Raw genomic sequence first — 11945 nt, 5'->3', positions numbered from 1 at the left:
CCAGGACGGAGACGCAGATGGCCCTGTACTTCCCCGGCGGCAACGCGCTGCTGCTGCTCGTGCCGAAAACCGGCAGCACCTGGATCCGGGCACAGGTCGAACGGCTCGGCATCGAAGCCGAGCAGGTCGGCGACCCGGCGATGCGCGACCACGACTTCCTCGACGCCTACGATCGCAACTCCTACGACCTCATCGGCGCCTTCGTCCGCGATCCGATCGACTGGTACCGGTCGTACTGGTCCTACCGGATGGAAGGCGGCTGGCGGCCCCAGTACCCGCTGGACGAGCACTGCCGAAGCGACGACTTCACCACCTTCGTCCGCAAGGCGGTGACCATCCTGCCGGGTGCGCTCGGCAACATCTACGACTCCTACGTGGGCCCGCCGGGCGCGGAAATCGGCTTCGTCGGCCGTCAGGAGAACCTCGCCGCGGACTTCTCGCGGTTCCTGCGGCGGATCGGCGTGGACGTCGACGAAGGCGCGCTGGCCGACGGCGAGCGGATCAACGCCACCGCCGTGCGGCCCGACTACCCGGAGGAACTCAAGGAACTGATCACGGTCTCCGAATGGAACACCATGGCGCGCTTCGGCTACCTCGCCGGGCGCCCGGACCCGATCGGGCTCGGTGAAATGCGGGCCAGGTATCCGGCCACCGCGGAGGACAACCGGCTGCTCACCCTCTGGACCGAGCAGATCCACTGGGCACCCGACGACGTCAAGCGGCAGGCGGGACGGCCGGTCGCCGCGAACACCCGCCACGCCAGGGTGCACAGCAACTTCGCCTTGCTGGCACAGCACAAGCACGGTGACCCGGACTACGCCGGGCAGCGCTACCGGCGGGCACTCGAACTGGACCCCGGCCACCCCCGCACCCTGTGCAACTACGCGTTGTTCGTCTGGCGGGAGCTGGCGGATCCGGAGCAGGCGAGGCGGCTGATGCTGCGCGCGTTGTCCGGCAGGCCGCGTCATCCCTACACCCTGGGCAAGTTCGCGCGGCTGACCGACCGGGAGTTCGGCGATCCGCGCCTGGCCGAGGTGCTCTACCGGCAGAGCCTCGACGGCAACGAAGCCCAGCAGGACGTCCCGGTCGAACTCGCGGATCTGCTGGTACGGCTGGGAAAACCGGACGACGCGGTGGCGCTGCTCCGGCAGCGGGCGGACCGGCCGGACGCCGGCAGGCTGATCCTGACCGCACTGGCGGCCACCATCCTGCGGACCGGTGGTGACGCGGCCGAGGCGCGGCGCTACCGGGACCGGGCGAGCACCGCCGGTCCGCCACCCCAACCCGTTCCCGCGTGACCGGTGCCCCGGTCCGCACATCCGAAGGAGAGCGATCCGATGCAGCTCAACGACACCCGGCTCACCGCGGCGGCACTGACCGGTGCCCCGGTCGAGGCCGCCGGGCGATCCGTCACCGAGACGATCGAGGCGGCCGGCGAGGTCCTCGCCGCGCAGCGGATCTGCCTGGTGCGGGGATTCGACACCGATCCGGGCCGGTTCCTGGAGTTCCTGCGCGGGTTCGGCACCCCGCTGGCGAACTACGCCTCGCGCAGCGACCTGGACAAGGAGGACCCGCACCCGCAGATCAACCGGGTCAAGTACAAGCGCAAGGGGGAGTACACCAAGCAGTCGGTGCACTACGTGGCCGGCGGGCTGCGACCCCATTCGGCGCGGTCGTGGCGGACGCCCCGGCCCGCGTACTTCGCCATGCTGATGGTCGACCCTGGCTGGCGGGACACCCCGGAGGGGGAGCGCGGCGAATCCATCGTGCTGTGCTGGCGCGACCTGTTCGGCAAGCTCGCCGAGCGTGACGGGGAGGAGTTCGAGCAGCACTTCACCCGCCTGCGCACCACGCCGATCACCTTCCAGGCCAACAACGTCCGCGAGGACAACGCCGACCTGCCGCTGTGCTACGAGCTGCCGGACGCGGCCGGCCGGTTCGACGTCGGTGTCCGGCTCAAGCAGGACCTGCAGGAGAAGATCCTGCCGCTGGAGGCGGAGATCCCCGAGTTCGACGCCTACCGGCGGGCCCTCGACTACCTGGTGGACAACGCCGCCGACGAAACCAACCAGGTGAGCTTCCCGCTGGAGAGCGGGGACCTGCTGCTGCTCGACAACAACCGGTTCGCCCACGGCAGGCACAAGATCGTCGGCGAGCGCGACCGGGACGGGCACGTCGAGGTCAACCCGCGTGAGCTGTGGAGCGTCACCGTCCGCTGAAGAACTGTTCCGAGGAGGGATGGGTCCGATGACCGATCAGGAGGATGCCCGGCTGGCCGCCGCGTGCGAGCAGCTGCAGGGCGAACTCGACAGCATGCTCGACGCCCAGGCCGCCGAGGGCGCGGTGGGCTCGTTCGACACCGCGGTCGCCTCGCTCAAGGAGGTCGAGCACCGCAACGTCTCATCCGTGCAGCTGGTGGCACTGGACGGGCCGGGCTGATGCCGGGCGGCGGGAGCAACGGATGGGCGCACGTGGTCGCGGGCGTGCCGGTCAAGCTGGTCTGCTCGTGCGTCCGCAACGGCCCGGAACGGCTGCGGGACGCGGAACTGGCGGTGGAGCACCAGCAGCCGCGCGACGGTGACCTGGTCATCGTCCGCTGCCTGGACAGCACCGGCGCCTACGACCACGTGGAGGACAGCGCGGGCGCGCCGGTCAAGCTCTACCGGGGCGACGAACTGGTGGTGCTGCTGGGCACCCGGCGCTCCGGGACCAATCTCTTCGGGGAGCTGCCCGCCGGGCCGATCGGCGCGGGCAGCAAGCTGGACCTGGTCGCCCAGGGCGGACTGGCCGCCGAATGCGTGGCCGTTCCCGCGTACTACGGATCGCGTGCGCTGCCGCTGGAGGTGGTCGGCTTCCCGGCCGTCGGCGGCCGGACGCTGAACATCGCCGACCAGCCGGTCATCCCGGTCCCGCCGGCGGAACCCGCCGTTCCCGCGGCCGCGGTGGTCTTCGTCTGCGGCACCTCCGCGGAGGTCGGGAAGACCACGATGGTCTGCTCGCTGAACATCGCGGTCAAGCGCCGGCTGCCGGGCATCCGCACCGCCGCGATCAAGGCCTGCGGCACCGGCCGGGCGAAGGACTGCCTGCACTACCGCGCGGCGAACTACGACGTGGTCACCGACTTCGTCGACGCCGGGATGGCCTCCACCTACGGCGTGGCGCGCAAGGAGTTCCGGGCCATGCTGACCACGCTGATCGCCCACTGCGCGGAACGGGCCGAGCTGGTGGTGGTCGAGATCGGCGGGGACTTCCTCGAAGCCTGCGCGCCGGAGGCGCTGGAGATCATGGCGGAACTGGACGCGTCGTGCGTGATGATGGTCAACGACGCGATGGGCGCGGCCGAGGGGCTGCGCCAGCTCGACCGGCTGGGCCGGGAACCGCTGGCGATCGGCACCTTCAAGCAGAACCGGGCCGCGCTGGCGGACCGCCTCGGCATCGACGCGGACCGGGTGGTCGGCTCCGACGACGCGGAGGTCCTGCCCGGACTGATCGCACGGCTGCTTTCCCCGGTGCGGGCGGGGGCGTGAGATGAATCCCGTGCTGCTGCTGACGATCGTCGCGCTGCTGGCCGTGATCCAGTCCGTGTTCGGCGTCGGGCTGCTGTTCTTCGGCACGCCGCTGCTGCTGATCCTGGGCAGCGGGTACACCGAACTGCTCTACGTGCTGCTGCCGGCGTCGCTGGCGCTGAGCCTGCTGCAACTCCGGTTCGACCACCGGGTCCGGCCGGCGGAAGCCGGGGTGGTGGCGATGTGGACGGTGCCCGCCATCGCCGCGGGCATGCTCGGTGGCCTGCTGTTGTTCGACGGGCTCGACATCCGGTACGCGGTGGCGGCGCTGCTGGTGGCGGTGGCGGTGGTGCGCCTGGTCCCGGTCGCGCGCGAGCGGCTTCGCGGCTGGTGCGCGAGGGCGGGCAACCCGGCCCTCACCGGCATCGCGCTGGTGCACGGGCTGACCAACATGGGCGGCGGGCTGCTCGCGGTGTACGCGGGTGCCCGCGCCGAGTCGAAGACGGAGATCCATCGGCTCGTGACGTTGTCCTACGCCTGGTTCGCCCTGGCCCAGCTGGTCACGCTGTACGCGGTGAACGGCCTGCCCGCGTACGGCCCTGGCCTGTTCTCACCGGTCGTGGTCGCCGCCGCCTACGCCCTGGTGGGCCGGAGCGTGTACCGCGGCGTGTCGGATCGGCGGTACCAGACGTACTTCTCCGTGTTCATGCTGGGCGGCGCGGGCGTGCTCATCTGGCAGGCGTCATGACCGTCGCCGGCTGGGCACCTCGCCACGACGGACCCCGCGTCGGCGGCAAGGTCCTCGACCGCGACGAGGTGATCGAGGTGCGTCACCCGTACGACGGGCGGCTCGTCGGCACCGCCGGCCGGGCGACGGCGGCGGACGTGCGCGACGCCATCGCGGTGGCGGCCGCCTACCGGAGCCCGCTGACCAGGTACGAGCGGTACTCCGCGCTGATGCGGACCAGGGAGCTGATCACCGGGCGGCGGGCCGGGTGGGCCCGGCTGATCACCATGGAGTCCGGGCTGAGCCTGGCCGACACCGGGCACGAGGTGGACCGGGCGTGCGACGTGCTGCTGGCCGCGGCGAACCAGGCGCTGGTCGACGACGGCCAGGTGTTCGCCTGCGACACCTCCGCGCACGGCCGCGCCCGCAAGGTGTTCACCACCAGGGCGCCGCTGCTCGGGGTGATCTGCGCGATCACGCCGTTCAACCACCCGCTGAACCAGGTCGTGCACAAGGTGGCCCCGGCGGTGGCCACCGGGAACCGCATCGTGGTCAAGCCTTCGGAGAAAACCCCGTTGTCGGCGCTCGCCTTCGCGGACACGCTCTACGAAGCCGGTGTCCCCGTCGAAATGGTGCAGGTGGTGACCGGGGATCCGGCGGAGATCGGTGAGGTGCTGGTCACCGACCCGCGGGTCGACCTGGTCGCCTTCACCGGCAGCAGCGCGGTCGGCAGGCGGATCGCCGGGCTCGCGGGATACCGGCGGGTGGTGCTCGAACTCGGCGGCGCCGATCCGGCCATCGTGCTGGACGACGCCGACCTCGGGGAAGCGGCGAGCCTGGTCGCCGCCGGCGCGTTCCGGAACTCGGGTCAGCGCTGCACCGCGGTCAAGCGGGTGCTCGTCCACGCCGGTGTCGCCGCCGAGTTCACCCGCCTGCTCGTGGCCCAGGCGAACGCGCTGGTGTGCGGGGACCCGCTGGATCCGGGGACCGACATCGGGACCGTCATCGACGAAGCCGCGGCGCGGGCGGTCGAAAGCGCCGTGTCCGGCGCGGTGGCGGCGGGCGCGCGGATGCTGTGCGGTGGTGACCGCAACGGCGCGCTCTACCCGCCGGCCGTGGTGGACCGGGTGCGGCCGGACCTGCCGCTGGTGAGCACGGAAACCTTCGGCCCGGTGGCGCCGGTCAGCACGGTTTCCGGCGACGACGAGGCCATCCGGATCGCCAACGCCAGCCGGTACGCGTTGTCGGCGAGCGTGTTCACCCGTGACCTCGAACGGGCGATCCGCTTCGTCGGCGAACTCCACGCCGGCACCGTGAACGTCGGCGAGACCCCCGGCTACCGCGTCGAGTCGACCCCGTTCGGCGGGCTCAAGGACTCCGGCCTCGGGCACAAGGAGGGCGTGCTGGAGGCGATGAAGAACTACACCAACGTCAAGACCTATTCCCTGCCGTGGCGGATTTCGCCGTGATCGTCGCGGGTTGGAGCAGCCGATGCGCATCCTCGTCCTGAACCAGAACAAGTTCGAGCGCGTGGGCTACCTGCGCGCCATCGACCACCGCCGCCACGACGTGGTCTACGCCGGAACCCCGCAGTACGTCGAGGACATCCCCGATTCCGTCCGATGTGGACGGTTCGTGCTCGATCCCGGGCGGCCGGTCGCCGAGCAGCTCCGGCCGTGGCTGGCCGGGCAGGAGCGGTTCGACCGGTTGCTGGCGCGGCACGAGCTGCTGATCCTGCCCGCCGCCGAACTGCGGGCGGAGTTCGGCATTCCCGGGATGCGGCCGGAACTCGCGGTCAACTTCCGCGACAAGGTCGCGATGAAGGCCGTGCTGTCGAGTGCCGGGATCCGGGTGCCGCGGTTCGCCCCGGTGGGCGAGCTGCCGGACGAGGCACCGTGGCCGGGCAAAACGATCGTCAAGCCCCGTGATTCGAACGCCAGCCAGGGAATCGAGCTGTGCGACGACTACGCATCGGCCCGGCGGCTGGTCGCGGACCGCGGCGCGGCTGACCCCGGGTTCATCGCGCGGTACGAGGTCGAGGAGTACCTGGACGGGGCGATCTGGCACGTCGACGGTTACCTCCACGGCGGCGAACCGGTGGCCGTGCAGGCCGCCCGGTACGTGCGGACGCCGATGATGTTCGAGCACAGCGAGCCGCTGGGCTCGGTGCAGTTCCCGGAACCGGACCTGGCGGCGTGGGCGGTGGACTGCGTGCGGGCGCTCGGCGGCGAGACGCTGACCTTCCACCTGGAAGCCATCATGACCGCCACCGGGCCGGTTTTCCTGGAGGTCGCCGCCCGCTGCGGTGGCGGGCACGTCGTGGAGATGTTCCGGCGGCGCACCGGCATCCACCTGCATTCGTTCGACATGGCCACCGAGGTCGACGGCAAGCTCGCCCGGCACCTGCTGGAGGCGCCGGTGCCGGATCTGTTCAACGGCATGTTCCTGTTCCCAGGGCACACCTACGGCGGCGCGCCGGTGTCGGTGTCCGTGCCACCCGGTGTGCTCACCGCGCCGGTGCTGGTCAAGCACCAGATCCTGCCGGCGGGTGTGCCGACCGGGACCAGCGCGAACTACCGGCCGGAGAACCTGGCCTTCTCCGGCCTGGTTTCCGGTCCGGATCCGGACGAGCTGGACGCGTGGATCGAGAACGTGTTCACGTCGGTGACCGTGACCCCGGTCCGATGAGCGTCCGGCACGCGCTGGTCGTCGCCGGGGCGCGCGACGTCACCGGCGTGATGAAGCACCTGCGGCCGGAGGTCGTCATCACCACCATGGTCGCGCTGCCGCGGTTGCGGAAGGTCCGGCATCCCGCCGACTGCGAGCGGGTGATCGCGCTGAGCGCTACGGCACCGGAACGGGAGTGGGTCGCGCTCGCCAGGGCCGTGCACGAGGTGACGCCCATCGACGTGATCGGGGCGTTCGGCGAATTCGACCAGGACCGGGCCGCCGCGATCGCCACCGGGCTGGGGCTGCGGTTCCACTCGCCCGAGGTGATCAGGAACGTCTACGACAAGGCCGCGATGCGTGAGCGGCTCCGGGCCGCCGGTGTCGAGGACCTGCCGTCCGCGACGATCACCAGCAGCGACGACCTGGTCCGTTTCGCCCGCGTCCAAGGGTTTCCGCTGATCGTCAAGCCGAGATCGGGCACCGGTAGCGCGGGTGTGGTCAAGGTGACCGATGCCGACGGCCTGGCGCTCGCCGGGTGCGCCGACCTGGTGGCCGAACCGTTTCTCGACGGCGAGGAGATCAGCGTGGAGGCGTTCTCCGAGAACGGCGTCCACCGGATCGTCGGGATCACGCGGAAGGTGATCGACGGCAACTTCGTCGAACTCGGCCACGACGTCCGGGAGGCCACCGGCGCCGACGCACCGGTGCGCGAGTACGTGGCGGCCGTGCTGACCGCCCTCGGCCTGGAGAACGGTCCGTCGCACACGGAACTGATCCTGACCGCTGCCGGGCCGAAGATCGTGGAGACCCACAGCCGCGCCGGGGGCGACCGCATCCCGCAACTCTTGCACGCGGCGACCGGCATCGACCTCGTCGAACTGGCCGTGCGCCAGGTGTTCGGCGAACAGGTGCTCGGCACGCTGGACGCGAAGCTGGCCGAGACCGGCAGGCGATCGTGGTTCGGGGCGATCAGGTACGCGGTCCCGCCCGCCGCGCGGCCGCTGGTCGCGGTCGAAAAGCGTGCCGAGGCACAGGCCCTGCCGTGGGTCACGGCCTGCGAGGTGCTCCAGGCGCCCGGGGTGCGGCTGACCGTGCCGATCCGGAGTTCCACCGATCGGGTGGCCTTCTGCACCGCGGTGGCGCCGGACAGCGGAACCGCCGCGGAGGCGGCCGGTCGTGCGGTGGCGACGCTGGAGATCGTGGTGGGCGGGACGTGAGCAACCGGTTCACCGCGGCGATCCGCGACACCGTGGTCCCGCCGCCCGGTGCCGGGCGGATCGCGGCGTCCGCGCTGGCGGATTCACTCGGATCGGGCCTGTTCATGTCCGGGGCGGTGGTGTACTTCAGCCTCCGGCTGAAGCTGGACACGGTGGCCATCGGCGCGGGTTTCGCCGTCGCGGGCGTGGTGGCGCTGGTGCTGGTCACCCCACTGGGCGCGCTGGCCGACCGCGTGGGTTACGCCCGGACGCTGCGGGTGGCGCACTTCGCCAGGACCGCGATCTACCCGCTCTACCCCCTGGCCGGCGATACGGCGGCGTTCGTCGCGATCCTCACCGCGGTCACGATCGCCGACCGGGTCGCGGCGCCGGTGTTCCAGGCGATGGTCGGCGTGGCGGTCGGCGACGACCGGCGGTCCGAGACGATGGGTTACGTCCGTGCCCTGCGCAACGCCGGCTTCTCCCTCGGTGCGCTGGCCGCCAGCCTGGCGCTGGTGATCGGCACGGCCCAGGCGTACGACGCGATCCCGATCGGCAACGCGGTTTCGTTCGCGCTGGCGGGCTTGCTGCTCGGCGGCATCCGCAACACCAGGGCGCCCCGCACCGACCGGCCGAAGCGGCAGCTGGTGGGCGTCCGGCCCCGGTACCTCGTGCTCGGGCTGCTCAACGTGGTCATGCTGCTGCACGACACGATGCTGCTGCTCGCGCTGCCGTTGTTCGTGCTGGGGCACACGACCGTTCCGGCGTCGGTGCTGCCGTTGATGTTCGCGCTGAACACGGTGCTCGTGGTGGTGCTGCAACGGCGGCTGAGCCGGGTGGCCGCGACGATGCGGGGGGCGGCGCGGGCGGAGCTGATCGCGGGATGGCTGCTGGCGGCGACCTGCCTGTGCCTCGCCGCGGCCGCGCTGCTGCCGGGCGCCGGTGCCGTCGTTGTGCTGGTGGTGGCGGTGGTGCTGCTGACCCTGGGCGAATCCCTGCAGGTGGCGGGGGCATGGGAACTGTCCCATTCGCACGCGCCCGAGGCCGATCGCGGCCGGTACCTCGCCGCGTTCAGCATCGGGATCGGCCTCCAGCGCTCGCTCGGGCCGGTGGTGGTGTCGGCGTTCGCCGTTTTCGGTGCGGTGACGTGGCTTCCGGTCGCCGCGTTGTTCGTGCTGGCAGGGGGCGCGACCAAGCGCCTGGCGGGTGCGCCCTGGCCCGCCCGCGCGTCCTCCGGCGTCCGCTGATCGGGCCTACCCTGGGTGCACGCTTCGTCACGGGAGGTCCGATGGATTTTGCTGGTGAACACATCCTCACGGTCGAGCAGTTCACCCCGGCGCGCCTGGAGCGCCTGTTCGAGGTGACCGATCGGATGCTGCCGTACGCCCGGCGGGAGCGGACCACGCGGGTGCTGGAAGGCGCTGTGCTGGGCAACCTGTTCTTCGAGCCGAGCACCCGGTCGCGGCTGAGCTTCGGTGCCGCGTTCAACCGGCTGGGCGGGCACGTGCGGGAGACCACCGGATTCGCGTTCTCGTCGATGGCCAAGGGCGAGTCGATCCACGACACGAGCCGGGTGGTCAGCGGATACGCCGACGTGGTCGTGGTCCGGCACCCCGACGAGGGCGCGGTGGGGGAGTTCGCGGCGGCGGCGAAGGTGCCGGTGATCAATGGTGGTGACGGCCCGGGTGAGCACCCGACGCAGGCGCTGCTGGATTTCTACACCCTGTGCCGGGAGCGGGATCTGCGCCCTGGCGGCGTCGGCGGCGCGACCGTCGCGCTGGTGGGTGATCTCCGGTTCGGCCGGACGGTCCACTCCTTGGTCAAGCTGCTCTCCGGGGAGGGTCCGCTGCGCTTCGCCTGTGTCGCCCCTGCCGAACTCCAGCTGCCGGACCACCTGGCCGAGTTGCTGCGCGAGCGTGGTCACCGCGTCGACCTGACGGATGTACTGGAAGACGGCCTGCGCGACGCGGACATCATCTACGCGACGCGCATCCAGCAGGAGCGCCTGCCCGCGGACATCACGACGGAGGGCTTCCAGGACCGTTTCCGCATCGATGCCGCGCTGTACGACCGGGTGTGCGAACCGGGCACGATCCTGATGCACCCGTTGCCGCGGGACAGCCGCACCGGCCACAGTGAACTGGACGACGACCTCAACGGCCGCCCCGAACTGGCCATCTTCCGCCAGACCGACAACGGGATCCCGGTGCGGATGGCGGTGTTCGCCCTCGTGCTTGGCGTCGCCGACCAGGTGGAGGACACCGCCCGCCCGGTCACCTGGCACCACCCCGCCTAGTACCTGGCACCGATCAGCTTTTCGCGCCGCGCCCGTCTGTACGTGTGCGATCGACTCACGAGAGAGGCATGCACGATGCGGAAACTGATCTTCGGCATGAACCTGACCCTGGACGGCTACATCGCCGCGGCCGGCGACGACATCAGCTGGGGTGGGCCGCCGAGCGAGGAGCTGTTCCAGTGGTGGCTCGACCAGGAGCTGGGGATCAGCTTGATGCTGTACGGGCGGAAGCTGTGGGAGACGATGAGTTCCCACTGGCCGACCGGCGACCAGCAGCCCGGCGCCACCGAGGCGGAGATCGAGTTCGCGCGGAACTGGCGGGACACGCCGAAGGTGGTGTTCTCCTCGGCGATCGACCAGGTCGACTGGAACACCCGCCTGGTCACCGGCGACGCGGTCGCCGAGATCACCCGGCTCAAGGCGGGGGACGGCGGGCCGATGAGGGTCGGTGGCGCGACGCTGGCCGGGGCGGCCATGCGGGCCGGGCTGGTCGACGAGTACGAGATCGTCACCCATCCGGTCCTGGTGGGCGGCGGCACGCCGTTCTTCACCGCGCTGGACGGCTGGGTGAACCTGAACCTGGTGGAGACGCGGACGTTTCCCGGCGGTGTGGTGATGACCCGATACGAGACGAGGCACTGATAGGACAGGTGCGATCACAGCGTCGGGGGCCTACCAGAACTGACGACGTGGCGGAGGAAGGCGGCAGCGGGAGGGCTGAGATCGTCGGTGCGCCAGACCAGGGCGTAGTCGAAGGTGGAGCCGCCCTCCATGGGCAGGCAGGCCAGGTTCGGGCGTGGGTAGAACTGCTCGACCTGGGCGCCCACGACGGCGACGCCGTGCCCGGACGCGGCGTAGGCCAGCATCTCCTGGAACCCGGGCAGCGTGGTGACGCTGACCGCTGAGCGGGCCAGTGGCAGGTGGTGCTCGACCCAGTACCCGGGAAGGCCTTGGGCGAACAGGAAAGTCTGCTCGGTGAGGTGGTCGGCTGTCACCGGTGCACGCCGGGCCAGGGGGTGGGAGGCGGAGACGGCGAGCAGCGCGGTCTCGGACAGCAGCACGGGCCCGACGGTGAGATCGGGTTCGGTGACGGGCAGGGGGAGCACGGACAGGTCGACTTCGGCTCGGCGGAGCGGACCGTACAGATCGGACAGGGCGGTCTCGCGGATGTCCACCCGAATGCCGGGTGCGTGACCGCGAACGGTGTCGATGAGCGCCAGCATCCGGCGTGCCACCGCGGCGGACATGTAGCCCAGGCGCAGTTCGCCCGTTTCACCGCGACCGGCGGTGATCGCCCGCTCGATGGCGGCCTCGACCTGACGGTAGGCCGGGCCCAGGTCGTCCAGCAGTTGCCGGCCCAGCGGGGTCAGCCCCACCCGCCGCGTGGTCCTGGTGAACAGCGGTGCGCCGAACCGGCGCTCCAGCTTCTTGATCGTCTGGCTGATCGAGGCCGGGGCCAGCCGCAGGCGTTCCGCGGTGCGGGCGAAGTGCAGTTCCTCACCCAGCGTGAGGAACACCTCGATGTCCTGCCGTTCCATGCCCGCATTATT

12 protein-coding genes are annotated in these 11945 nt (G+C 71.1%); 11 read left to right on the top strand and 1 reads right to left on the bottom strand.

Annotation, left to right across the window (positions count from 1 at the left end):
• The first annotated feature begins 17 nt into the window (after nt 1-17).
• The 11 genes from YIM_RS29255 (at nt 18) to YIM_RS29205 (ending at nt 11037) form a co-directional block, all read left to right on the top strand.
• On the top strand, nt 18-1298 hold the full coding sequence (locus tag YIM_RS29255; RefSeq protein ID WP_153033394.1) for a tetratricopeptide repeat protein: 1281 nt from the start codon (nt 18-20) through the stop codon (nt 1296-1298).
• 39 nt (nt 1299-1337) lie between these two features.
• Complete coding sequence (locus YIM_RS29250) at nt 1338-2219, top strand: TauD/TfdA family dioxygenase (protein WP_153033393.1); 882 nt, start codon at nt 1338-1340, stop codon at nt 2217-2219.
• A 28-nt stretch (nt 2220-2247) separates the two neighbouring features.
• The gene (locus YIM_RS29245) at nt 2248-2439 is read left to right on the top strand and encodes a hypothetical protein (protein WP_153033392.1); all 192 of its coding nucleotides are present in this window, start codon (nt 2248-2250) and stop codon (nt 2437-2439) included.
• Entirely contained in the window at nt 2439-3527 is a 1089-nt protein-coding gene (locus YIM_RS29240; RefSeq protein WP_153033391.1) for a hypothetical protein, read from the top strand. Before YIM_RS29245 ends, YIM_RS29240 begins: the two co-directional genes overlap by 1 nt.
• Before the next feature lies 1 nt (nt 3528).
• Nucleotides 3529-4254 carry a TSUP family transporter gene (locus tag YIM_RS29235; RefSeq protein WP_153033390.1) on the top strand — a complete coding sequence of 242 codons (726 nt, stop codon included), beginning with the start codon at nt 3529-3531 and terminating at the stop codon, nt 4252-4254.
• Nucleotides 4251-5702, top strand: coding sequence for a phosphonoacetaldehyde dehydrogenase (phnY, locus tag YIM_RS29230; protein ID WP_153033389.1), 1452 nt, complete (start codon nt 4251-4253; stop codon nt 5700-5702). The genes YIM_RS29235 and phnY overlap by 4 nt, the downstream gene beginning before the upstream one ends.
• Before the next feature lie 22 nt (nt 5703-5724).
• Nucleotides 5725-6921 (top strand): acetyl-CoA carboxylase biotin carboxylase subunit family protein, encoded by a 1197-nt coding sequence (locus YIM_RS29225; RefSeq protein WP_153033388.1) that lies wholly within the window; start codon nt 5725-5727, stop codon nt 6919-6921.
• On the top strand, nt 6918-8120 hold the full coding sequence (locus tag YIM_RS29220; RefSeq protein ID WP_153033387.1) for an ATP-grasp domain-containing protein: 1203 nt from the start codon (nt 6918-6920) through the stop codon (nt 8118-8120). The genes YIM_RS29225 and YIM_RS29220 overlap by 4 nt, the downstream gene beginning before the upstream one ends.
• Nucleotides 8117-9346, top strand: a complete 1230-nt coding sequence (locus YIM_RS29215; protein WP_153033386.1) for an MFS transporter — start codon at nt 8117-8119, stop codon at nt 9344-9346. Before YIM_RS29220 ends, YIM_RS29215 begins: the two co-directional genes overlap by 4 nt.
• 41 nt (nt 9347-9387) lie before the next feature.
• Nucleotides 9388-10395: an aspartate carbamoyltransferase gene (gene pyrB / locus YIM_RS29210; protein WP_153033385.1), complete on the top strand. Its 1008-nt coding sequence runs from the start codon at nt 9388-9390 to the stop codon at nt 10393-10395.
• A gap of 75 nt (nt 10396-10470) precedes the next feature.
• The gene (locus YIM_RS29205) at nt 10471-11037 is read left to right on the top strand and encodes a dihydrofolate reductase family protein (protein WP_153033384.1); all 567 of its coding nucleotides are present in this window, start codon (nt 10471-10473) and stop codon (nt 11035-11037) included.
• A gap of 14 nt (nt 11038-11051) precedes the next feature.
• On the opposite strand, the gene YIM_RS29200 is transcribed toward YIM_RS29205, so the two are convergent.
• On the bottom strand, nt 11052-11933 hold the full coding sequence (locus YIM_RS29200) for a LysR family transcriptional regulator (protein WP_153033383.1): 882 nt from the start codon (nt 11931-11933) through the stop codon (nt 11052-11054).
• Nucleotides 11934-11945 lie beyond the last annotated feature (12 nt).

This window comes from Amycolatopsis sp. YIM 10, assembly GCF_009429145.1.
GTDB lineage: Bacteria > Actinomycetota > Actinomycetes > Mycobacteriales > Pseudonocardiaceae > Amycolatopsis.
This window is presented reverse-complemented; position numbering and strand designations above follow the sequence as displayed.